Origin of the sequence: Enterobacter cloacae complex sp. 2022EL-00788, assembly GCF_026627565.1 — a bacterium.
GTDB lineage: Bacteria > Pseudomonadota > Gammaproteobacteria > Enterobacterales > Enterobacteriaceae > Enterobacter > Enterobacter pasteurii.
This window is the reverse complement of record NZ_JAPNMC010000010.1, coordinates 80,391-102,170: the sequence shown is the minus strand read 5'-3', so window position 1 is coordinate 102,170 and position 21,780 is coordinate 80,391. Positions and strand designations below refer to the sequence as shown.

The 21,780-nt window shown below is 55.7% G+C and carries 22 protein-coding genes; 13 read left to right on the top strand and 9 right to left on the bottom strand.

All coding sequences use genetic code 11. From position 1 onward, the window contains the following. Positions 1-133: 133 nt before the first annotated feature. Positions 134-1,384, bottom strand: coding sequence for an NADP-dependent isocitrate dehydrogenase (icd, locus tag OWK27_RS16610; protein ID WP_148421697.1), 1,251 nt, complete (start codon positions 1,382-1,384; stop codon positions 134-136). Positions 1,385-1,501: 117 nt separating this feature from the next. On the opposite strand from icd, the gene rluE reads away from it, so the two are divergent. The 5 genes from rluE to purB are packed head-to-tail and all read left to right on the top strand — an operon-like array spanning position 1,502 to position 5,837. Then, complete coding sequence (gene rluE / locus OWK27_RS16605) at positions 1,502-2,164, top strand: 23S rRNA pseudouridine(2457) synthase RluE (RefSeq protein ID WP_193356279.1); 663 nt, start codon at positions 1,502-1,504, stop codon at positions 2,162-2,164. Further along, a complete protein-coding gene (locus tag OWK27_RS16600; protein ID WP_176610606.1) occupies positions 2,164-2,637 on the top strand; it encodes an NUDIX hydrolase in 474 nt (157 codons plus the stop codon). Before rluE ends, OWK27_RS16600 begins: the two co-directional genes overlap by 1 nt. Positions 2,638-2,677: 40 nt before the next feature. Continuing rightward, positions 2,678-3,790: a tRNA 2-thiouridine(34) synthase MnmA gene (gene mnmA, locus OWK27_RS16595; protein ID WP_148421700.1), complete on the top strand. Its 1,113-nt coding sequence runs from the start codon at positions 2,678-2,680 to the stop codon at positions 3,788-3,790. 27 nt (positions 3,791-3,817) lie between these two features. Then, positions 3,818-4,447 carry a high frequency lysogenization protein HflD gene (gene hflD / locus OWK27_RS16590; protein ID WP_148421701.1) on the top strand — a complete coding sequence of 210 codons (630 nt, stop codon included), beginning with the start codon at positions 3,818-3,820 and terminating at the stop codon, positions 4,445-4,447. A 19-nt stretch (positions 4,448-4,466) separates the two neighbouring features. Continuing rightward, entirely contained in the window at positions 4,467-5,837 is a 1,371-nt protein-coding gene (purB, locus tag OWK27_RS16585) for an adenylosuccinate lyase (RefSeq protein WP_267590794.1), read from the top strand. A 141-nt stretch (positions 5,838-5,978) separates the two neighbouring features. On the opposite strand, the gene OWK27_RS16580 is transcribed toward purB, so the two are convergent. After that, entirely contained in the window at positions 5,979-6,371 is a 393-nt protein-coding gene (locus tag OWK27_RS16580) for a hypothetical protein (protein WP_193356282.1), read from the bottom strand. A gap of 389 nt (positions 6,372-6,760) precedes the next feature. On the opposite strand from OWK27_RS16580, the gene OWK27_RS24375 reads away from it, so the two are divergent. Next, a complete protein-coding gene (locus OWK27_RS24375; protein ID WP_407644611.1) occupies positions 6,761-6,862 on the top strand; it encodes a YnaM/YnfT family protein in 102 nt (33 codons plus the stop codon). Positions 6,863-7,223: 361 nt separating this feature from the next. On the opposite strand, the gene OWK27_RS16575 is transcribed toward OWK27_RS24375, so the two are convergent. Further along, the gene (locus tag OWK27_RS16575; protein ID WP_176610610.1) at positions 7,224-7,565 is read right to left on the bottom strand and encodes a DUF1971 domain-containing protein; all 342 of its coding nucleotides are present in this window, start codon (positions 7,563-7,565) and stop codon (positions 7,224-7,226) included. A gap of 543 nt (positions 7,566-8,108) precedes the next feature. On the opposite strand from OWK27_RS16575, the gene phoP reads away from it, so the two are divergent. From phoP to OWK27_RS16560, 3 genes are all read left to right on the top strand, one after another. Then, entirely contained in the window at positions 8,109-8,780 is a 672-nt protein-coding gene (gene phoP, locus OWK27_RS16570) for a two-component system response regulator PhoP (protein ID WP_148421705.1), read from the top strand. Then, positions 8,780-10,243, top strand: a complete 1,464-nt coding sequence (gene phoQ, locus OWK27_RS16565) for a two-component system sensor histidine kinase PhoQ (protein ID WP_193356283.1) — start codon at positions 8,780-8,782, stop codon at positions 10,241-10,243. Before phoP ends, phoQ begins: the two co-directional genes overlap by 1 nt. A gap of 91 nt (positions 10,244-10,334) precedes the next feature. Next, the gene (locus OWK27_RS16560) at positions 10,335-11,456 is read left to right on the top strand and encodes a cupin domain-containing protein (protein WP_267590793.1); all 1,122 of its coding nucleotides are present in this window, start codon (positions 10,335-10,337) and stop codon (positions 11,454-11,456) included. A gap of 43 nt (positions 11,457-11,499) precedes the next feature. On the opposite strand, the gene pepT is transcribed toward OWK27_RS16560, so the two are convergent. Next, positions 11,500-12,723 (bottom strand): peptidase T, encoded by a 1,224-nt coding sequence (gene pepT / locus OWK27_RS16555; protein ID WP_267590792.1) that lies wholly within the window; start codon positions 12,721-12,723, stop codon positions 11,500-11,502. Between the two features lie 237 nt (positions 12,724-12,960). On the opposite strand from pepT, the gene potA reads away from it, so the two are divergent. From potA to potD, 4 genes are read left to right on the top strand one after another with little or no spacing between them, the layout of a single operon-like run. After that, a complete protein-coding gene (potA, locus tag OWK27_RS16550; protein ID WP_267590831.1) occupies positions 12,961-14,109 on the top strand; it encodes a spermidine/putrescine ABC transporter ATP-binding protein PotA in 1,149 nt (382 codons plus the stop codon). After that, on the top strand, positions 14,093-14,950 hold the full coding sequence (gene potB, locus OWK27_RS16545; RefSeq protein ID WP_267590791.1) for a spermidine/putrescine ABC transporter permease PotB: 858 nt from the start codon (positions 14,093-14,095) through the stop codon (positions 14,948-14,950). The genes potA and potB overlap by 17 nt, the downstream gene beginning before the upstream one ends. Beyond that, on the top strand, positions 14,947-15,738 hold the full coding sequence (potC, locus tag OWK27_RS16540; protein WP_267590790.1) for a spermidine/putrescine ABC transporter permease PotC: 792 nt from the start codon (positions 14,947-14,949) through the stop codon (positions 15,736-15,738). Before potB ends, potC begins: the two co-directional genes overlap by 4 nt. After that, a complete protein-coding gene (gene potD / locus OWK27_RS16535) occupies positions 15,735-16,769 on the top strand; it encodes a spermidine/putrescine ABC transporter substrate-binding protein PotD (RefSeq protein WP_148421711.1) in 1,035 nt (344 codons plus the stop codon). The genes potC and potD overlap by 4 nt, the downstream gene beginning before the upstream one ends. A gap of 34 nt (positions 16,770-16,803) precedes the next feature. Here the strand turns inward: potD and cobB are convergent, their stop codons facing one another. From cobB to lolC, 5 genes are read right to left on the bottom strand one after another with little or no spacing between them, the layout of a single operon-like run. Further along, positions 16,804-17,625, bottom strand: coding sequence for a Sir2 family NAD+-dependent deacetylase (gene cobB / locus OWK27_RS16530; RefSeq protein ID WP_148421712.1), 822 nt, complete (start codon positions 17,623-17,625; stop codon positions 16,804-16,806). 14 nt (positions 17,626-17,639) lie between these two features. After that, on the bottom strand, positions 17,640-18,551 hold the full coding sequence (nagK, locus tag OWK27_RS16525; protein WP_267590789.1) for an N-acetylglucosamine kinase: 912 nt from the start codon (positions 18,549-18,551) through the stop codon (positions 17,640-17,642). Between the two features lie 54 nt (positions 18,552-18,605). Beyond that, entirely contained in the window at positions 18,606-19,850 is a 1,245-nt protein-coding gene (gene lolE, locus OWK27_RS16520) for a lipoprotein-releasing ABC transporter permease subunit LolE (protein ID WP_176610613.1), read from the bottom strand. Continuing rightward, a complete protein-coding gene (lolD, locus tag OWK27_RS16515; protein ID WP_148421715.1) occupies positions 19,850-20,551 on the bottom strand; it encodes a lipoprotein-releasing ABC transporter ATP-binding protein LolD in 702 nt (233 codons plus the stop codon). Before lolD ends, lolE begins: the two co-directional genes overlap by 1 nt. Next, the gene (lolC, locus tag OWK27_RS16510; protein WP_242174510.1) at positions 20,544-21,743 is read right to left on the bottom strand and encodes a lipoprotein-releasing ABC transporter permease subunit LolC; all 1,200 of its coding nucleotides are present in this window, start codon (positions 21,741-21,743) and stop codon (positions 20,544-20,546) included. Before lolC ends, lolD begins: the two co-directional genes overlap by 8 nt. Between the last annotated feature and the right edge of the window lie 37 nt (positions 21,744-21,780).

Sequence of the window (21,780 nt, the reverse complement as noted above, 5' to 3'; positions counted from 1 at the left end):
AAAATATGCATGAATTGGTTATTTCATTCTGAGTAAAATTGAACAGCGCGCGTTTATTTCAATAACCGTTATAAGCTAAAAATAAAAAACGGGAACCCTCAGGCTCCCGTTCACGTTTAACCCAGCGAGTGGATTACATATTCGCGATGATCGCGTCGCCAAACTCTGAACATTTCAGCAGCTTAGCGCCTTCCATCAGACGTTCGAAGTCATAGGTAACGGTTTTGGCGTTGATCGCGCCTTCCATACCTTTGACGATCAGGTCTGCGGCTTCGAACCATTCCATATGACGCAGCATCATCTCTGCGGACAGGATGATAGAGCCCGGGTTCACTTTGTCCTGGCCCGCGTATTTAGGTGCAGTACCGTGGGTCGCTTCGAACAGCGCGCACTCGTCACCGATGTTCGCGCCAGGCGCGATACCGATACCGCCAACCTGCGCCGCCAGGGCGTCAGAGATGTAGTCACCGTTCAGGTTCATACAGGCGATGACGTCATATTCAGCAGGACGCAGCAGGATCTGCTGCAGGAACGCATCGGCAATCACATCTTTAATGACGATCTCTTTGCCGGTGTTCGGGTTCTTAATCTTCTGCCACGGGCCGCCGTCGATCGGTTCACCGCCGAACTCTTCGGTCGCCAGCTGGTAGCCCCAGTCTTTGAACGCGCCTTCGGTAAACTTCATGATGTTGCCTTTGTGAACCAGGGTCACAGAGTCACGGTCGTTGGTAATCGCGTATTCGATGGCTGCACGCACCAGACGCTTGGTCCCTTCTTCGGAGCACGGCTTGATACCGATACCACAGTGCTCAGGGAAGCGGATTTTCTTCACGCCCATCTCTTCACGCAGGAATTTAATCACTTTTTCCGCATCAGCAGAGTCTGCTTTCCATTCGATACCGGCGTAAATGTCTTCTGAGTTTTCACGGAAGATAACCATGTCGGTCAGCTCAGGGTGCTTAACCGGGCTTGGGGTGCCCTGATAATAACGTACCGGGCGCAGGCACACGTACAGATCCAGCTCCTGACGCAGCGCCACGTTCAGGGAGCGAATGCCGCCGCCGACGGGGGTGGTCAGTGGGCCTTTGATAGCTACGCGATAGTCGCGGATCAGGTCCAGCGTTTCGGCTGGCAGCCAGACGTCCTGGCCATAAATTTGAGTCGATTTTTCACCGGTGTAAATTTCCATCCAGGAAATTTTACGCTCGCCTTTGTAGGCTTTCTCAACAGCGGCATCAACCACTTTTAGCATTGCCGGGGTAACGTCTACGCCGATACCATCACCTTCGATGAACGGGATAATCGGGTTGTGAGGAACGTTAATCTTGCCGTTTTGCAGGGTGATCTTTTTACCTTCCGCCGGAACAACTACTTTGCTTTCCATTAACCTCTCCTTCGAGCGCTTCTGGTTGTTACTGATCTTATGTTAATAAATTGTAATGAGCCTTCCGATAGTACCTGATTGTCCGACGCCATGAAAGGTCTTCGTTATTAGGCTATAATGCGGCAATTGATAAAGCCTGAAAATACCATGAAGAAAACTTCTTTTAGAAAACACCGGGTTGAGCGATTCAGCTCACGACAAGCTACCAGAAGAACGCCAGAAACCCAGCCGACGCGGGTGATTCTGTTCAATAAACCCTACGATGTATTGCCGCAGTTCACCGACGAGGCCGGGCGCAGCACGCTGAAAGAGTACATCCCCGTTCAGGGCGTCTATGCAGCCGGGCGACTGGATCGCGACAGCGAGGGACTGTTGGTTTTAACCAACGATGGCGCCCTGCAGGCGAAGCTCACCCAGCCGGGCAAACGGACCGGGAAAATTTACTTTGTGCAGGTTGAAGGCGAGCCGGACGACGAGACGCTGGCAAAGCTGCGCAACGGCGTAACGTTAAACGACGGCCCCACCCTGCCCGCTGGTATTGAACGCGTGAATGAACCGGAGTGGCTGTGGCCGCGCAATCCGCCCATCCGTGAACGCAAATCCATACCCACCAGCTGGCTTAAGATCACCCTTTATGAAGGCCGCAACCGTCAGGTTCGCCGTATGACCGCGCACGTGGGCTTCCCTACCCTTCGCCTGATTCGCTACGCCATGGGCAGCTACACGCTGGACTCGCTGGCAAACGGGCAATGGCGGGACGTTACCCCTAAGGAGAAATAATGTTCAAACCTCATGTTACGGTTGCCTGCGTGGTTCACGCTCAGGGAAAATTTCTGGTTGTAGAAGAGAGTATCAACGGCAAGGCGCTGTGGAATCAGCCTGCCGGGCATCTTGAAGCTAATGAAACCTTACTGCAGGCAGCAAAGCGCGAGCTGTGGGAGGAAACAGGCATCCGCGCCGAGCCGCAGCACTTCATTCGCATGCACCAGTGGATTGCGCCTGACCAAACCCCTTTCCTGCGCTTTTTATTCGCCGTTGAGCTTAACGAAACGTGCGCCACTGAACCGCATGATGACGATATCGACCGCTGCCTGTGGGTCACGGCAGACGAGATACTGAACGCGCCAAACCTGCGCTCGCCGCTGGTTGCGGAAAGCATTCGCTGCTGGCAATCTGCTGGCCGCCTGCCGCTGGATGTCATCGGCGCGTTTAACTGGCCGTTTACAGAGGGTGTCAACGGTGGGGGGGCGTGATAGAATACGCCGCCTTGAAGTTCAATGTCGTGAGTATTCCATGTCAGATAACAGCCAGAAAAAAGTGATCGTCGGCATGTCCGGCGGTGTCGACTCCTCCGTTTCCGCCTACCTGTTGCAGCAGCAGGGCTATAAGGTGGAGGGCCTGTTCATGAAGAACTGGGAGGAAGACGATGGCGAGGAATACTGCACTGCCGCTGCGGATCTCGCCGATGCGCAGGCCGTGTGCGACAAGCTCGGCATCGAACTGCACACCGTTAACTTTGCCGCAGAATACTGGGACAACGTCTTTGAACTCTTCCTCGAAGAGTACAAAGCAGGCCGCACGCCTAACCCGGACATTCTGTGCAACAAAGAGATCAAATTCAAAGCCTTCCTGGAATTCGCCGCTGAAGACCTGGGCGCGGATTACATCGCGACCGGCCACTACGTGCGTCGTGCAGACGTGAATGGCAAAAGCCAGCTGCTGCGCGGTCTGGACGGCAACAAAGATCAGAGCTACTTCCTTTATACGCTGAGCCACGAACAGATTGCCCAAAGCCTGTTCCCGGTCGGCGAGCTGGAAAAGCCGGAAGTGCGTAAAATCGCTGAAGAGCTGGATCTGATCACCGCGAAGAAAAAAGACTCCACCGGTATCTGCTTTATCGGCGAGCGCAAGTTCCGCGAGTTCCTCGGCCGCTACCTGCCTGCACAGCCGGGTAAAATTGTTACCGTTGACGGCGACGAAATTGGCCAGCACCAGGGGCTGATGTACCACACCCTTGGCCAGCGTAAAGGTCTGGGTATTGGCGGCACCAAAGACGGCAGCGAAGACCCGTGGTACGTGGTCGATAAAGACGTCGAAAATAATATTCTGATTGTGGCTCAGGGTCATGACCACCCGCGCCTGATGTCCGTTGGCCTCGTCGCGCAGCAGCTGCACTGGGTCGATCGCGAGCCGCTGAAAGGCACGCTGCGCTGCACCGTGAAAACGCGCTACCGTCAGACGGATATTCCCTGCACCGTTACCGCGCTGGATGACGATCGCATTGACGTGCGTTTCGACGAACCGGTTTCCGCCGTTACCCCTGGCCAGTCTGCCGTCTTCTACAGCGGCGAGATTTGCCTCGGCGGTGGGATCATTGAACAGCGCCTGCCGCTGCCTGCTGTTTAAACCGATAGCTCACATAAAGGAGACCGTGTGGCGAAGAACTATTACGACATCACCCTGGCGCTGGCGGGAATTTGCCAGTCTGCTCGTCTGGTGCAACAGCTGGCGCATCAGGGTCACTGCGACGCCGATGCCCTGCACGTTTCGCTCAACAGCGTTATCGATCTCAACCCGGGTTCAACGCTGGGTGTGTTCGGCGGCAGTGAAGCCAATCTTCGTCTCGGTCTTGAAACCCTGCTCGGCGTGCTCAACGCCAGCAGCCGTCAGGGGCTCAATGCGGAACTGACCCGCTACACCTTAAGCCTGATGGTGCTGGAACGTAAGCTGAACGCCGCAAAGGGCGCGATGAATACCCTGGGCGACCGCATCGCCGGGCTGCAGCGCCAGCTCGACCATTTCGACCTCCAGTCGGAAACCCTGCTGAGCGCAATGGCCGGTATTTACGTCGACGTAATAAGCCCGCTCGGCCCGCGTATTCAGGTCACCGGTTCACCCGCCGTACTGCAAAGCCCTCAGGTGCAGGCGAAGGTTCGCGCCTCGCTGCTGGCCGGCATTCGTGCCGCCGTGCTCTGGCACCAGGTTGGCGGCGGCCGCCTGCAATTAATGTTTTCTCGTAATCGCCTGACGACTCAGGCAAAACAAATTCTTGCTCATTGTTAACCTCCCGGAGTTGCGAATTATGGAATTATCCTCACTGACCGCCGTATCCCCTGTCGATGGACGCTACGGCGATAAAGTCAGCGCGCTGCGCGGGATCTTCAGCGAATATGGCCTGCTGAAGTTCCGTGTTCAGGTTGAAGTACGCTGGCTGCAAAAGCTGGCCGCCCAGGCAGCAATCAAGGAAGTTCCTGCTTTTGACGCAGAGGCAAACGATTACCTTGATAAAATCGTTGCCGAGTTTAGCGAAGAAGATGCCGCGCGCATTAAAACCATTGAACGCACCACCAACCACGACGTAAAAGCGGTTGAGTACTTCCTGAAAGAGAAAGTCGAAAGCGTCCCTGCCCTGCATGCGGTTTCCGAATTTATCCACTTCGCCTGTACGTCTGAAGATATCAACAACCTGTCTCACGCGCTGATGCTCTCAACCGCGCGCCAGGAAGTGGTGCTGCCTTACTGGCGTAAAATCATTGACGCGGTAAAAGCGCTGTCCGTGGAGTACCGCGACATCCCGCTGCTCTCCCGTACTCACGGCCAGCCAGCGACCCCATCGACGATGGGTAAAGAGATGGCGAACGTGGCGTACCGCATGGAGCGGCAGTATCGTCAGCTGGAACAGGTTGAGATCCTCGGCAAAATCAACGGTGCGGTCGGTAACTATAACGCCCACATCGCCGCCTACCCTGAAGTTGACTGGCACCAGTTCAGCGAAGCGTTCGTGACCTCGCTGGGCATCCAGTGGAACCCGTACACCACCCAGATTGAGCCGCACGACTATATTGCCGAGCTGTTTGACTGCATCGCTCGCTTTAACACCATCCTGATCGACTTCGATCGTGACGTCTGGGGCTACATCGCGCTGAACCACTTCAGGCAGAAAACCATTGCCGGCGAAATCGGTTCGTCCACCATGCCGCACAAAGTGAACCCAATCGACTTCGAAAACTCCGAAGGCAACCTGGGCCTGGCGAACGCCGTGCTTCAGCATATGGCGAGCAAACTGCCGCTTTCCCGCTGGCAGCGCGACCTGACCGACTCTACGGTGCTGCGTAACCTGGGCGTGGGCATTGGCTACGCGCTGATCGCGTATCAGTCCACCCTGAAAGGCGTGAGCAAACTGGAAGTGAACCGCGATCGCCTGCTGGACGAGCTGGATCACAACTGGGAAGTGCTGGCGGAGCCAATTCAGACCGTGATGCGCCGCTACGGCATCGAAAAACCGTACGAGAAGCTTAAGGAGCTGACCCGCGGCAAACGCGTTGACGCCGAAGGCATGAAGCAGTTTATCGACGGCCTGGCGTTGCCAGAAGAAGAAAAAGCGCGCCTGAAAGAGATGACCCCGGCGAACTACATTGGCCGCGCCGTCACCATGGTCGACGAGCTGAAGTAATCACCCTCCCCCTTTCCGGCCGGAAAGGGGGCTGCTTTTTGGTATCGCGCCATTCTTCCGGATGGCGGATGCGCCTTTAAAATTCCGGCATCCGGATCCCACTCCAGCTTTGACCTCATACCGCTCCACGCCTTGCAGTGGTTAAAGCATAGTATTGGATTGATTGTTATTTTGCGGCGTGGAATAACTTTGCGGAATATACCGCTTCAGCCCGAACGGGCACAGTTTGAACTGGCAAGGTGCCTCAACCGAGCACGGGCGATCCATCTCCTGCCGATTCCCTGGGCATTCATTTTTCTTCCTGAACCCCATCCAGCCTATTGATGAAAAGGGCATTGCCTGCGCAATCCAGACCCGTCGGCGTCTGTCGTTAATCAGGATCCCTTCGTTTGAGGTAGTGATAATCTCACCTGCACGAACGTAATAATCGCCCTTAAGCCATAAAATGTAATTCAGGCCATAGTGTGTTTCAACTTTGCAAAAGATAGTGCCGCTTTCCGGACTCGCAATAGTCTCAACAACCTTCCATTCCATAAGCCCCTCTTTACTCGATATTCTGCCGGTTTGTTGTGTGAAAATGCTGCTTTTATGGTATCTGTTATGAAAATCTAATTTCGCACCATAAAATAAGTGTAGACACAGATTTATCGAATGAGAACATCCTTACAAAAAAAAGGGTAATATTTACAAAACTCATGAGCAGCTTACGCGTGTCACAGATAAGAAATCGGCGTGAAACATAAGATAAGAAGAATGAGAGGCTGTTTTCCGGGCGGTTGGTTTACGGCCTGCCTTCTCGCCTGGCAAATTGAAACGCATCTGAATGAAGGCCAGAGCAAAGATTGCCCGGGTGTCGCCGATGGGTTTGAACGTTTATGAACTCATAAAGTCAAATAAACATACTCAACCAAAGAAGGATCGTTATGACAGCATTTATGATCGCTACTGCCGTGGCAGTGGTTCTTGGGCTGATGATATTGAGCCTGGTTAAAATCGGCATCAGTACATCGAATAATCCCGATTAACTGCTTTAAGCTTTAGCCCGCTTAGCGTATGGAATCGCTGGATGGTTCTTTGTTGCCAGAGCCGCCAGAATACCTGTACTTATCAAACTCAACGCAAATAAAAAGGCCGCCTTAAGCAGCCTCTTTGAAAAATTATCCGTTCAACGGGCGGGTTCACTCGTTACATCCTCATTCGGGAGCGGGTAAAACGGTGCCTCCTGAGACAGATACTCCTGATAATCCCCCCTCTGTAACAGCGACAGCTCTGCGCATAGTTCCTGTTCGCCGTAGTCGACCCGCTTTGAAAACTGAAAGAAGAATTTCATCATACTTTTTTGTTCTCTGATGCGGCTCCCTGGTTGTGGTTGAGGGAGCCAGACGACTATGCTTTTTTAGCGCTGTAAACTTCTTCACCAGCGAAGGAAGGTTCAGCCCAGAAGTTGATATTAAACTGAGCATCATCGGTCATCTCAATGCGATGCCAGTACTGTGGTGGGCTGGTTGCGAAGCTGCCAGCGTTTATTACCACTTTCACTTCCGGCTCTGTCGCCTCTTCATTCGCAAAGCCATAGTAGGTCACTGTCCCTTCCATAACGCAAAGCTGACCAAAGACTCCGGCAGCGGTATTGTGATGGCTGAGAAGAGCAGCTGGAACATTTTCCTTTGTAAAAAAGGGAGTGGAACGTTTGATCGTCCAGTGGCTGGGAATTCTTTGATGGCTCATACATACCTCCTGCAATAAAGATGCATTTAAAATACACCTTATGATTTTCACTGTAAAGGCAATTGAGAATAAAAATCATTAACAGGAAATGCTTTTGGGACGCCCGGCAGCACGCTTACAGGATCGGGCAGACGTATAGGTGAAATTTTCATCGTATGCCGGAGGGATACCTGCCCTCTGCCCGTGGAAAAAGCTGCGCGCCTTCAACAGTCTATAAACAGATAGCTGTTTTCTCCGAAACGCGGAAGCTTACGCTCGCAACTCGGTTAATATTACGCGCTCCGTATAAGAGCGTATTGAGGGTGAAGCCTGCCCCGGACGGCCAGCGCTAACCCTCTTCTGGTACCGGCCCCAGATAAGGCACAAACGTTGCAGCAGATTGAATCCATGTGAAGGCCATGTCCAGTTAACATGCTGAATAATCAAACGCCTGCAGCGATGCGTTCAGGGGAGTGAAAACACTCATTTAATTTCATGACGCTGGTTTCAAACCCTGTAATCAGCGTTAAACTATTCATATTATTTATTAAGGGAGAAGCGATAATGCGCGTACTGGTTGTTGAAGATAACGCATTGCTACGCCATCACCTGAAGGTTCAGCTTCAGGAGATGGGCCATCAGGTGGACGATGCCGAAGATGCGAAAGAAGCCGATTATTATCTCAATGAACACCTGCCGGATATCGCCATTGTCGATTTAGGGTTGCCTGACGAAGACGGCCTGTCCCTTATTCGCCGCTGGCGCAGCCATGATATTTCTCTCCCGGTGCTGGTGCTGACTGCCCGTGAAGGCTGGCAGGACAAGGTTGAAGTGCTGAGCGCAGGCGCGGACGATTACGTTACCAAGCCGTTCCATATTGAAGAGGTGGCTGCGCGCATGCAGGCGCTGCTGCGCCGCAACAGCGGGCTGGCGTCGCAGGTGATCTCACTGCCGCCGTTCCAGGTGGATCTCTCCCGCCGCGAATTTTCAATTAACGATGAGGTCATTAAGCTGACCGCATTTGAATACACCATTATGGAAACGCTGATCCGAAACAGCGGGAAGGTGGTGAGCAAAGATTCCCTGATGCTTCAGCTTTATCCGGATGCCGAGCTGCGCGAAAGCCACACTATTGACGTGCTGATGGGCCGTTTACGTAAAAAAATTCAGGCGCAGTACCCGCATGAGGTGATCACCACCGTGCGCGGTCAGGGCTACCTGTTCGAATTACGCTGATGAAAGGAATTTTGCGCCACATTTTGCCCCTTTCGCTGCGGGTGCGTTTTCTGCTGGCTACCGCTGCCGTAGTGATGGTGCTGTCTCTTTCTTACGGGATGGTGGCTCTGGTCGGGTATAGCGTAAGCTTCGATAAAACCACCTTCCGCCTGTTACGCGGGGAAAGTAACCTGTTTTATACCCTGGCGAAATGGGAGAACAACCGGATCACCGTCGAGATGCCGGAAAACCTGAATCAGCAGAGTCCGACGCTGGCGCTGATCTACGATGAAAAGGGAAAATTGCTCTGGGCGCAGCGTAATGTCCCCTGGCTGAAAAAACGCATCCGGCCGGAATGGCTGAAAACCAATGGTTTTCATGAGATAGAAGCCGATCTCAACTCCACCAGCACCCTGCTGCATGACGATCGCGCGTTACAGAACAGGCTCAACGAGATCCGTGAAGAAGATGACGACACGGAGCTGACCCACTCGGTGGCCATCAACCTTTATCCCGCCACGGTGCACATGCCGCAGTTGACCATTGTGGTGGTAGACACGATACCGGTGGAGCTGAAACGCTCATATATGGTCTGGAACTGGTTCGTGTATGTTCTGGCCGCCAACCTGCTGCTGGTGATCCCCCTGCTGTGGGTCGCTGCGTGGTGGAGCCTACGTCCGATTGAATCCCTGGCCAAAGAGGTGCGCGAGCTGGAGGAGCATCACCGCGAAAAGCTTAACCCGGAGACCACGCGCGAACTGACCAGCCTGGTGCGCAACCTCAACCGCCTGCTGAAAAGCGAGCGAGAACGCTACGACAAATATCGTACGACCCTCACCGACCTTACGCACAGCCTGAAAACCCCGCTGGCGGTGATGCAAAGCACCCTGCGCTCAATGCGCAGTTCAAAGATGAGCGTTGATGATGCCGAGCCGGTAATGCTGGAACAGATCAGCCGCATTTCACAGCAGATAGGTTATTACCTGCACCGGGCAAGTATGCGCTCCGGAAGCGCCCTGCTGAGCCGGGAGCTGCATCCGGTCGCCCCGCTGCTGGATAACCTGACCTCCGCGCTGAACAAGGTGTACCAGCGTAAAGGGGTCAACATCAGCCTCGATATTTCACCGGAGATTAGCTTTGTCGGTGAGAAGAATGACTTCATGGAGGTGATGGGCAACCTGCTTGATAACGCCTGTAAATACTGCCTGGAGTTTGTCGAGGTGTCCGCGCGCGTTACGGATAACGAACTGCATATTATCGTTGAGGACGACGGCCCCGGCATTCCCCGCAACAAACGTGAGGTGGTATTCGATCGCGGTCAACGCGCCGACACCCTGCGTCCGGGACAAGGGGTGGGATTGTCCGTCGCCCGTGAAATTGTCGATCAGTACGATGGCAGGATCGAAACCGGCGAAAGTTTGCTGGGCGGCGCCCGAATGGAGGCCATTTTTGGCCGCCAGCTGCCTGTATCGAACGATAGTTAACCCGTTATGTGAAAAATACGCGGATCGCGCCCCCAGGGTTCTGTGCTTCCGTTATAATCCGTCTCAGTAAGAGCCTGCGGAATACAAAAATATGGATTATCAATTAACGCTTAACTGGCCCGAATTTATTGAACGTTACTGGCAAAAGCGCCCGGTCGTTCTTAAGCGCGGGATCAGCAATTTTATCGACCCTATCTCCCCTGACGAGCTTGCCGGTCTGGCGATGGAAAACGAGGTGGACAGCCGTCTGGTAAGCCACCAGGACGGAAAATGGCAGGTCAGCCACGGTCCATTTGAAAGTTACGATCACCTGGGCGAGAGCAACTGGTCTTTACTGGTGCAGGCGGTTAACAACTGGCACGAACCTACCGCAGCCTTAATGCGTCCTTTCCGCGCCCTGCCAGACTGGCGAATGGACGATCTGATGATCTCCTTCTCCGTTCCGGGGGGCGGCGTTGGCCCGCATCTGGACCAGTACGACGTGTTTATCATTCAGGGCACCGGCCGCCGCCGCTGGCGCGTAGGCGAGAAAGTGCCGATGAAGCAGCACTGTCCGCACCCGGACCTGCTTCAGGTTGATCCGTTTGAAGGGATTATTGACGAGGAGCTGGAGCCGGGCGACATCCTCTATATCCCGCCAGGATTCCCGCATGAGGGTTATTCGCTGGAAAACTCGCTTAACTATTCGGTCGGCTTCCGCGCGCCAAGCGGCCGCGAGATGATCAGCGGATTCGCAGACTATGTGTTGCAGCGCGAGCTGGGCAGCCACCGTTACAGCGACCCGGACGTACCGGCGCGTGAGCACCCGGCAGATATTCTGCCAGAGGAGCTGGATAAGCTGCGCGGCATGATGCTGGATCTGATCAACGAGCCGGAGCACTTCAGGCAGTGGTTTGGCGAGTTTATCAGCCAGTCGCGTCACGAGCTGGACGTGGCACCGCCGGAGCCGCCGTATCAGGCAGATGAAATTTACGATGCGCTCCAGCAGGGCGATAAGCTGGTGCGTCTGGGCGGGTTACGCGTCCTGCGCATTGGCGAAGAGGTTTTCGTGAACGGCGAGAAGCTCGACTCCCCGCGCCGCCCGGCGCTGGAAGCCATTGCCAGCCACATGGTGTTGACCGCGGATACCTTCGGCGACGCGCTGGACGACCCTTCTTTCCTCGCCATGCTGGCCGCGCTGGTAAACAGCGGCTACTGGTATTTTGAAGACTAAGTCATGATTGTGCCGGGTAGCGCTTCGCTTACCCGGCAACGCCTCATCGCTTCGCGGTTAACTCTGCAATTCGCACAATCACCTGCACCGCTTTCTCCATCCCTTCCAGCGTCACGAACTCATGCTTGCCGTGGTAGTTATACCCGCCGGTAAACAGGTTCGGGCACGGCAGCCCCATAAACGACAGCTGTGAACCATCGGTGCCGCCGCGGATCGGTTTCAACACCGGTTCGATGTCGCAATCGCGCATCGCCTGCTGAGCGATATCAAGAATGTGCGGATGCGCCATCACCTTCTCGCGCATGTTGTAATAGCTGTCTTCGATAATCAGCTCAATATAGCAGTCCGGGTGCAGCCCCTTGCCGACCTTCTTCGCGATCTCCATCATCTTGCGCTTGCGCGCCTCAAAGGCTTTGCGGTCAAAATCGCGGACGATGTAGTGCATCTGCGCGCTGTCTACGGTTCCCTTGATGCTGGTCAGGTGATAAAAACCTTCATACCCTTCCGTCATCTCCGGGCTCTCTTCGGCCGGAACTTCAGCATGAATGCGAGCGGCAAGCGACAGCGCATTGACCATCACCCCTTTCGCCGACCCCGGGTGCACGTTATTACCGACGATTTTGATGGCCACCGATGCCGCGTTGAAGTTCTCATACTCAAGTTCACCCACGCCGCCGCCATCAACGGTGTAGGCCCACCGGGCGTTGAAAGCCTCAACGTCAAAGTGTTTTGCCCCTTTACCCACTTCCTCATCCGGCGTGAAGGCCACGCGAATGTCGCCATGGGGAATATTTTTGCCCTTCAGCACCGCCAGCGCCGTCACGATCTCGGCGATGCCCGCTTTGTCATCGGCGCCCAGCAGGGTTTTGCCGTCGGTAGTGATTAACGTCTGCCCAAGCAGCTGATGCAGGACCGGGAACATCACCGGCGACAGCACTTCGTCGCCAATCCCCAGCGCTATATCACCGCCGCGGTAGTTTTCAACGATCTGCGGGTTAACGTGTTTACCGCTAAAATCGGGTGAAGTATCGACATGAGAAATAAAGCCAATAGCCGGGATATCTCCGTCCACGTTCGCCGGCAGCGTTCCCATCACGGTCCCTTTTTCGCTCAGCGTGACGTTCACCAGCCCCATGGCCTCAAGCTGCTCTTTCAAAAGGTTTAGCAGCTTCCACTGGCCTTCAGTGCTGGGCACCTGTCGGACACCCGGTTTAGATTGGGTATCCAGCGAAACGTAATGTAAAAAACGCTCAAGTAGTTTATCCATGCAGTCACCCTCACTTTTTGTGACAACATTATCATTAAGCAGCAAAACGCAAATATTGCGTCAGGTCACTTTTATCCCGCAAACGAGAACTTTTTACGTTTATATCGTTCTGCGTTAATAAATGTAGCTTAGGAATAAGGGAGAAGGATTGGCGATTCAATGGGTTTGCCGTAGAATGTCCGCCCTCATTACGAGTCACCAAGGTGGTTACACACAAACCCCGCTTCAGTCTGCTGCCTGAGGCGTCTATATGGGACAGCGCGAAAATTGAATACACAACCCCGTTCCCTTTCACCACTGGTGCAACTGGAACGAATTCGTAAAAGTTTTGATGGCAAAGACGTCATTTCCGACCTCAACCTGACCATCAATGACGGTGAGTTTCTCACGCTGCTTGGCCCCTCCGGCTGCGGCAAAACCACCGTACTGCGCCTTATCGCCGGGCTGGAAAGCGTCGATAACGGCCATATCCATCTTGAGAACCAGGACATTACCCAGGTTCCTGCCGAAAACCGCCACGTCAACACCGTCTTTCAGAGCTATGCCCTGTTCCCGCACATGACCGTGTTTGAGAACGTGGCGTTTGGCCTGCGCATGCAAAAAACGCCCGCCAGCGAGATCCCGCCGCGCGTCACTGAGGCCCTGCGGATGGTGCAGCTGGAGGCGTTCGCCCAGCGCAAGCCGCATCAGCTTTCAGGCGGCCAGCAGCAGCGTGTGGCCATCGCCCGCGCCGTGGTCAATAAGCCGCGCCTGCTCCTGCTCGATGAGTCGCTCTCCGCGCTGGACTACAAGCTGCGCAAGCAGATGCAGAACGAGCTGAAGGCGCTTCAGCGTAAGCTCGGCATTACGTTCGTGTTTGTCACCCACGATCAGGAAGAGGCTCTGACCATGTCAGACCGTATCGTGGTGATGCGCGACGGTAAAATTGAACAGGACGGCACGCCGCGTGAAATTTACGAAGAGCCGAAAAACCTGTTCGTCGCCAGCTTCATAGGCGAAATCAATATCTTTAACGCTACGGTGATTGAGCGCCTGGACGAACAGCGCGTTCGCGCGAACGTCGAGGGCCGCGAATGCAATATTACCGTCAACTTTGCCGTCGAAAAGGGACAAAAGCTCAACGTCCTGCTGCGCCCGGAAGATCTCCGCGTTGACGAGATCCACGATACGGCTGAAGTCGAAGGTCTGATCGGTTACGTTCGCGAACGCAACTATAAAGGGATGACCCTTGAATCCGTTGTGGAGCTGGAAAACGGTAAAATGGTAATGGTCAGCGAGTTCTTTAACGAGGACGATCCGGACTTTGACCATTCGCTGGATCAGAAAATGGTCATCAACTGGGTAGAAAGCTGGGAGGTTGTACTGGCTGATGAAGAACACGAGTAAGTTCCAGAATGTGGTGATTGCCACGATCGTCGGTTGGCTTGTGTTGTTTGTCTTTCTTCCCAACCTGATGATCATCGTGACCAGCTTCCTGACCCGCGACGACGCGAACTTCGTTGCGCTGGTCTTTACGCTGGACAACTACGCGCGCCTGCTCGATCCGCTCTATTTTGACGTGCTGCTGCACTCGCTCAATATGGCGCTGATTGCCACCGTTGCCTGCCTGGTGCTGGGGTATCCGTTCGCGTGGTTCCTGGCACGCCTGCCGCATAAAGTGCGCCCGCTGCTGCTGTTTTTACTCATTGTGCCGTTCTGGACCAACTCGCTAATCCGCATCTACGGGCTGAAAATCTTTCTCAGCACGAAAGGCTATCTGAACGAGTTTCTCCTGTGGCTGGGGGTAATCGATACGCCAATCCGCATCATGTTCACGCCGGGCGCGGTGATCGTCGGGCTGGTTTATATCCTGCTGCCGTTTATGGTGATGCCGCTCTACTCCAGCATTGAAAAGCTCGATAAGCCGCTGCTGGAAGCGGCAAAAGACCTGGGCGCCAGCCGGCTGCAAACCTTTATCCGCATCATTATTCCGCTGACCATGCCGGGCATTATCGCCGGCTGCCTGCTGGTGATGTTACCTGCGATGGGTCTGTTCTACGTGTCGGACCTGATGGGCGGCGCGAAAAACCTGCTGATCGGCAACGTGATTAAGAGCCAGTTCCTGAACATCCGCGACTGGCCGTTCGGCTCGGCCACCAGCATTACGCTGACGGTGGTGATGGGGCTGATGCTGCTGGTCTACTGGCGTGCCTCGCGCCTGCTGAACAAGAAGGTGGAGCTGGAATGATCGGTCGACTGCTTCGCGGCGGTTTTATGACCGCCATTTATGCGTATCTCTATATTCCGATTATCATTTTAATCGTGAACTCGTTTAACAGCTCCCGCTTCGGGATTAACTGGCAAGGGTTTACCACCAAATGGTATGGCCTGCTGATGAACAATGACAGCCTGCTCCAGGCCGCGCAGCACTCGCTGACGATGGCGGTGTTTTCTGCCACCTTCGCCACGCTGATTGGCTCGCTGACCGCCGTGGCGCTGTACCGCTACCGTTTTCGCGGGAAGCCGTTCGTCAGCGGCATGCTGTTTGTGGTGATGATGTCCCCGGATATCGTGATGGCCATTTCACTGCTGGTGCTGTTTATGCTGCTGGGCGTCCAGCTCGGCTTCTGGTCGCTGCTGTTCTCGCATATCACCTTCTGCCTGCCGTTCGTGGTGGTCACGGTCTATGCGCGTCTGAAAGGGTTCGATGTGCGAATGCTGGAAGCAGCGAAAGATCTCGGCGCCAGCGAGATGACGATTCTGCGCAAAATCATCCTGCCGCTGGCGATACCTGCCGTGGCCGCCGGGTGGCTGCTCAGCTTTACCCTGTCGATGGACGATGTGGTGGTCTCCTCCTTCGTCACCGGGCCGAGCTATGAAATTCTGCCGTTAAAGATCTACTCAATGGTTAAGGTCGGTGTTTCACCCGAAGTGAACGCGCTGGCGACGATTCTGCTGGTGTTATCGCTGGTTCTGGTCATCGCCAGCCAGGTTATTGCTCGTGATAAAACAAAATCTCAGGGGACACAGAAATGAAAAAAATGCTCGCCGCCGCGGCACTGGTGCTCGGAATGGGTGCCGCGCATGCTGATGACAGCAAAACGCTCTATTTCTACAACTGGACCGAGTACGTGCCGCCGGGCCTGCTGGAACAGTTCACCAAAGAGACGGGCATCAAGGTGATCTATTCCACCTATGAGTCGAATGAAACCATGTACGCCAAGCTTAAAACCTACAAAGATGGCGCGTATGACCTGGTGGTGCCGTCGACCTATTTCGTCGACAAAATGCGCAAGGAAGGCATGATCCAGAAGATCGACAAAACGAAGCTAACCAATTTTTCAAACCTCGATCCGGAGATGCTTAACAAGCCGTTTGACCCGAATAACGACTACTCCATCCCGTATATCTGGGGCGCGACGGCAATTGGCGTTAACAGCGACGCCATCGATCCCAAAACGGTTTCAGGCTGGGCCGACCTGTGGAAACCGGAATACAAAAGCAGCCTGCTGTTAACCGACGATGCGCGCGAAGTGTTCCAGATCGCGCTGCGTAAACTTGGCTACTCCGGCAACACCACCGATCCAAAAGAGATCGAGGCGGCTTACAACGAGCTGAAAAAGCTGATGCCTAACGTGGCGGCGTTCAACTCGGACAACCCGGCGAACCCGTATATGGAAGGTGAAGTGAATCTGGGTATGGTCTGGAACGGCTCTGCGTTTGTAGCGCGTCAGGCCGGTACGCCGCTGGAAGTGGTCTGGCCGAAAGAAGGTGGGATCTTCTGGATGGACAGCCTCTCGATTCCGGCCAACGCGAAAAACGTCGATGGCGCGCTGAAGCTGATTAACTTCCTGCTGCGCCCTGACGTGGCAAAAGAGGTTGCGGAAACCATCGGTTACCCGACGCCAAACCTGGCCGCGCGCAAGCTGTTAAGCCCCGACGTTGCGAACGATAAATCGCTCTATCCGGATGCGGAAACCGTCAGCAAAGGGGAATGGCAGAACGACGTCGGTGACGCGAGCCGCCTTTATGAAGAGTATTACCAGAAGCTAAAGGCGGGTCGATAAACTCTAACGGGCGACGTACAGTCGCCCGTTACGCTTACAGCCCCTTCAGAAGTTTATCCACAAAGGCCGGCACCACTTCACTCGCCAGGCCGTAATGCTTCTCTTCAAACTCGCTTCCTACCTGGCTTGGCTCCAGATTGAGCTCCACCGTGTGGGCGCCCTGCAGTCGCGCTTCGTGCACAAATCCCGCGGCCGGATAGACATGCCCTGAGGTGCCGATAGCGATAAAGACGTCCGCCATCGCCAGCGCACTGTAGATATCATCCATCCCCAGCGGCATTTCACCAAACCAGACCACGTGCGGACGCAGACGCGAAGGGAACTGGCAGCAGTGGCACCGGTCTTCGTCCAGCACGTCCTCTTTCCAGTCCAGCACCTGGCCGCTCCAGGCACAGCGCACCTTGAGCAGTTCGCCATGCATATGGATGATATTGTGGTTACCGGCTCTTTCATGAAGGTTGTCGATATTCTGCGTGACCAGCAGAAAACGATCCCCCAGCGCTTCCTCCAGCCTGGCCAGCGCCAGGTGCGCCGCGTTTGGCGCAATCTCCGGCTGCTGAAGCTGGCGGCGACGGGCGTTGTAAAACGCCTGCACCAGTGCCGGATCGCGGGCAAAGCCTTCCGGCGTCGCCACGTCTTCAACCCGATGCTCTTCCCACAGCCCGTCCGCTGCGCGGAAGGTCTGAATACCGGATTCAGCGGAGATCCCCGCCCCGGTTAACACCACCACTCTGGGTTTGTCCATCGCTTCTGGCATCATCCTGTCTCTGAAAAAGATCCGCTGACGCAGGCGTTCACGTAAGCGGCGTTTATTTTTGCGAAAACGGCTGAGTCGACCCTGGCGACGCGACAGCATAGTAACCTCGTAAACTAATCGGTGAGATGAAGGAATGCGGCTCCGCGCATGCCTCCTGCGTCCCCGTGTCGCGCACGCTCAATGCGCGGCACGCGGGCAACCGGCAATAAATGTCGGGGCAAACGCCCGGACAACCGTTCCGTAATCGCGGTAAAGTTTGACAGCCCTCCCCCGATCACCAGCAGGTCCGGGTCAACGATGGTCAGGATATTTCCCAGACACACCGCCAGCAGGTCGAGATAGCGTTCAACGTGCTCTCGCGCCTGCGCATCCCCTTGTTCCCACAAGGTAATAATTTGGGGGGCCTCACGTTTCTGATGATAGAAGTGTTCATACAGCCATGCAAACCCCCGTCCCGACAGATAGTTTTCAATGCAGCCGTGCTGGCCGCAGCCGCAGCGGGTAAGCGGGAAATCGCGCCCGACTACGTCCAGCGCGTCCACCGGGAGACGGATGTGGCCAAATTCGCCGGTGATGTAGCTGCGCCCGGTGATGGGTTTGCCGTTAATGACAATCCCCCCTCCGACGCCCGTACCGAGTATTAGCCCCATCACCAGCGGGTAGCGACGAAACTCGTCGTCCCAGGCTTCGGAGAGGGCAAAGCAGTTGGCATCGTTGTCTAAACGCACGTCGCGTTCAAGGAGGGCAGAGAGATCGGCGCGCAGCGGCTTGCCGCTGGCGGCGGGTACGTTGGCGGCATACAGCGTGCCGTCGTCGGTTTCGGGCATACCCGGAATACCAATGCCGACGCTGCCCTTGACGCCAAAGCGTTCATCCGCCTGCGCCACCAGCGCGGCGATGGCGGTTAAAAATTCATCGTAGCTATCGTGCGGCGTGGGCACGCGGGTTTCCCACTGGAGTTTGAGATCGTTATCAAAAACGCCCAGCGCAATCTTGGTGCCGCCAATATCAAATCCGTAATACATGATGCATTCCTCTGCTTGATTCAGCGGCCAAAAGACCGCTAAACCATGACGAAATTACTGGCCACTTAATACCCTCGCCGGATCGATACGGCTTGCGCGACGCGCCGGATACCAGCTTGCCAGCAGACTCAGTAAAAGTGCCGTAACCAGCACATAAATAACGTCCAGCCAGTGCAGTTCAGACGGCAGGAAGTCAATAAAATAGATATCGCCCGACAGGAACTGATGGCCAATGAGCTTTTCAATCCCGTTGATGATCGGCGTCAGCTGGAGGGAAACCACCACGCCGATCGCCACGCCGCAGAGGCTGCCAAACAGCCCCGCCAGCAAACCGTACCAGACGAAGATGGCGCGGATAAGACCGTCTTTCGCCCCCAGGGTACGCAGCACGGCAATGTCGCCGCTCTTGTCCTTCACCGCCATGACCAGCGTTGAGACGATGTTAAAGCACGCCACACCAATCACCAGCACCATCGCCAGATACATAATCGCGCGGATCATCTGGATATCACGGTACATATAGCCGTAAGTGCCGATCCAGCTTTTGATGTAAACGTAGCTATTGGTCACGCTGCCGGCATCGCGCACCAGCGTGTTGGCGTTAAAGACGTCGTTAACCTTGATGGCAATACCCGTCACGCTGTCGGGCATATCGAGGTACTGCCGCGCATCTTCCAGCGGCACCATCGCAAAGCTATGGTCAAGCTGGCCGCTCAGCTGAAGAATGCCGGTAACGTGCAGACGTACGCGCTTAGGCTGCTGCAATTTGTGGTCAGCGCTGGCGTTCGGGATCATGATTGATACCCAGTCGCCCTGCTTCACCTTCAGCGCATCGGCAACGCCTTTGCCCATGATGATCTGCTGCTCGCCGGCCTTAAAGTTTGCCCATGCGCCATTTTGCACGTAGCGCGGCAGCGCGCTCAGGCGCGCTTCCTGACGCGGATTTACCCCTTTCACCTGAATGGCGCGCAGGTTCACCCCGCTCTCCACCAGCCCGGTAAAGTTAATGTAAGGAGCAGCCGCGGCAATGCCGGGCACGTTTTCCACTTTGTTAAGTGCATTGCTCCAGTCAGACCACGGCTGGTTAACCGGCTCGATTTCACCATGGGGCACAACGGCCAGAATGCGGTTATTCAGCTCACGCTCAAAGCCGTTCATGGCGCTCAGACCGACGATCAGCACCGCCACGCCAAGGGCAATACCGATGGTGGAGATTACGGAGATAAGCGACACCATTCCGCTCCGGCGACGACCGCGGCTGAAGCGTAACCCGATGAGTAACGATAACGGTGAAGCCATTACTCCGCTCCCATCAGGGTCAGTTCTGCATTCAGGTGGCCATCGCGCATTTCCAGCTGACGCCCCATCCGTTTAGCCAGCTGCAGATCGTGGGTTACCACCAGAAACGCGGTGCCCTGCGAGGCGTTCAGCTCGCCGAGAAGCTGGAAAATGCTGTCCGCGTTGCGCGCGTCGAGGTTACCGGTCGGTTCATCCGCCAGCACCAGCCGCGGATTATTGACCAGCGCGCGGGCAATCGCCACGCGCTGACGCTCGCCGCCGGAGAGCTCGGACGGGCGGTGATTACCGCGATGACCAAGCCCTACCGCTTTCAGCATGTCGCTGGCGCGGGCGTTGATCTCTGCCGGCTTCTTTTTACCAATCAGCAGCGGCATCGCCACGTTTTCCAGCGCGGTGAAGTCCGGCAGCAGATGGTGGAACTGGTAGATAAAGCCCAGCTCGCGGTTACGCAACTCGGCTTTCGCCGTAGAGGACATTTTGCTCAACGGCTGGCCGGAGAAGATCACATCGCCTTCGGTTGGCGTGTCCAGCCCGCCCAGCAGGTGCAGCAGCGTACTTTTGCCGGAGCCGGAGCTGCCGACAATCGCCATCATTTCGCCTTCACCCACGCTAAAACTCACATTGTGCAGCACGTCGGTCTGCACGGTGCCTTCCTGATAGCGTTTGGACAGGTTGTCGCACTGCAACAGGATCTTATTCATAACGTAAAGCCTCAGCGGGTTGAGTGGCGGCAGCGCGCCAGGAAGGATAAAGCGTAGAAAGCAGCGCAACGGCCATCGCGGCCAGCGCAATACCGACCACCTGCAGCGGCTCGATAGCCACCGGCAGCGCCGCGCCATCAAGCAGCGCGCCGATAATCGGCATGAGGTTATTCAGCTGGCTGGCCAGCAGCGCGCCCAGCGCCGCGCCCAGCAGCGCGCCGATGATGCCGGCGCTGGCCCCCTGGACCATAAACACCGCCATAATCTGGCGCGGCGTCAGCCCCTGGGTTTGCAGAATGGCGACTTCGCCCTGCTTCTCCATCACCATCAGACCCAGCGAGGTGATGATGTTAAAGGCGGCAACGGCCACGATCAGGCTCAGCAGCAGCCCCATCATGTTTTTCTCCATGCGCACGGCCTGGAACAGCTCGCCTTTACGCTCGCGCCAGTCCTGCCATTTTGCCCCTTCCGGCAGCGTCTGCTGGCTGAGGGTATCCACCTTCAGCGGCGCGTCCAGCCACAGGCGCCAGCCGGTGATATTGCCCGCCGGATAACGCATCAGACGCGAGGCGTCCTGAATATTGACCAGCATCTGATAGCCGTCGACTTCGCTGTTCGCCGCAAAGGTGCCAATCACGTTGAACAGGCGCTGGCTCGGCAGGCGCCCCATCGGCGTAAACTGGCTGGCCGATGGCACCATCACGCGCAGCCGATCGCCACGGTTGACGCCAAGCTGCCCGGCGAGCTGCTCGCCGAGGATCACGTTATATTTGCCTGCCTGCAGGTCGGTTTGTTTCACATTGACCAGGAACGGCGTCAGCGGGTCTTTTTGTGCTGGATCGATACCCAGCATCACCCCCACCGCCACGCTGCGGGCGCTTTGCAGCACCACATCACCCGTCGTGAGCGGCGCAACGCGCGTGACGCCCTGTAACTTCGCCGCGCTTTCCGGCAGCTGCTGTGGGTTAACGGAACCGTTAGTCGAAGAGAGTACGGCCTGCGGCATCAGCCCCAGGATATTGTTTTGCAGCTCGCGCTCGAAGCCATTCATGACGGAAAGCACCGTCACCAGCGCCATCACGCCAAGCGTAATGCCGATGGTTGAAAGCCAGGAGACAAAGCGACCGAAGCGGTCCGCGGCGCGCCCACGCATGTAACGTAAGCCTATGAAGAGTGCGACAGGTTGATACATGAAATCCGTCTGTTTGCTGGTAGCAGACCCACGAGTA

Bases quoted from the DNA above. Each gene is read 5' to 3' on its own strand.
- lolC (WP_242174510.1), bottom strand. From the start codon at position 21,743: ATGTATCAACCTGTCGCACTCTTCATAGGCTTACGTTACATGCGTGGG.
- OWK27_RS16600 (WP_176610606.1), top strand. From the start codon at position 2,164: ATGTTCAAACCTCATGTTACGGTTGCCTGCGTGGTTCACGCTCAGGGA.
- phoP (WP_148421705.1), top strand. From the start codon at position 8,109: ATGCGCGTACTGGTTGTTGAAGATAACGCATTGCTACGCCATCACCTG.
- OWK27_RS24375 (WP_407644611.1), top strand. From the start codon at position 6,761: ATGACAGCATTTATGATCGCTACTGCCGTGGCAGTGGTTCTTGGGCTG.
- potD (WP_148421711.1), top strand. From the start codon at position 15,735: ATGAAAAAAATGCTCGCCGCCGCGGCACTGGTGCTCGGAATGGGTGCC.
- lolE (WP_176610613.1), bottom strand. From the start codon at position 19,850: ATGGCTTCACCGTTATCGTTACTCATCGGGTTACGCTTCAGCCGCGGT.
- rluE (WP_193356279.1), top strand. From the start codon at position 1,502: ATGCGGCAATTGATAAAGCCTGAAAATACCATGAAGAAAACTTCTTTT.
- potC (WP_267590790.1), top strand. From the start codon at position 14,947: ATGATCGGTCGACTGCTTCGCGGCGGTTTTATGACCGCCATTTATGCG.
- phoQ (WP_193356283.1), top strand. From the start codon at position 8,780: ATGAAAGGAATTTTGCGCCACATTTTGCCCCTTTCGCTGCGGGTGCGT.
- mnmA (WP_148421700.1), top strand. From the start codon at position 2,678: ATGTCAGATAACAGCCAGAAAAAAGTGATCGTCGGCATGTCCGGCGGT.
- potB (WP_267590791.1), top strand. From the start codon at position 14,093: ATGAAGAACACGAGTAAGTTCCAGAATGTGGTGATTGCCACGATCGTC.
- OWK27_RS16580 (WP_193356282.1), bottom strand. From the start codon at position 6,371: ATGGAATGGAAGGTTGTTGAGACTATTGCGAGTCCGGAAAGCGGCACT.
- OWK27_RS16560 (WP_267590793.1), top strand. From the start codon at position 10,335: ATGGATTATCAATTAACGCTTAACTGGCCCGAATTTATTGAACGTTAC.
- icd (WP_148421697.1), bottom strand. From the start codon at position 1,384: ATGGAAAGCAAAGTAGTTGTTCCGGCGGAAGGTAAAAAGATCACCCTG.
- OWK27_RS16575 (WP_176610610.1), bottom strand. From the start codon at position 7,565: ATGAGCCATCAAAGAATTCCCAGCCACTGGACGATCAAACGTTCCACT.
- pepT (WP_267590792.1), bottom strand. From the start codon at position 12,723: ATGGATAAACTACTTGAGCGTTTTTTACATTACGTTTCGCTGGATACC.
- lolD (WP_148421715.1), bottom strand. From the start codon at position 20,551: ATGAATAAGATCCTGTTGCAGTGCGACAACCTGTCCAAACGCTATCAG.
- cobB (WP_148421712.1), bottom strand. From the start codon at position 17,625: ATGCTGTCGCGTCGCCAGGGTCGACTCAGCCGTTTTCGCAAAAATAAA.
- purB (WP_267590794.1), top strand. From the start codon at position 4,467: ATGGAATTATCCTCACTGACCGCCGTATCCCCTGTCGATGGACGCTAC.
- nagK (WP_267590789.1), bottom strand. From the start codon at position 18,551: ATGTATTACGGATTTGATATTGGCGGCACCAAGATTGCGCTGGGCGTT.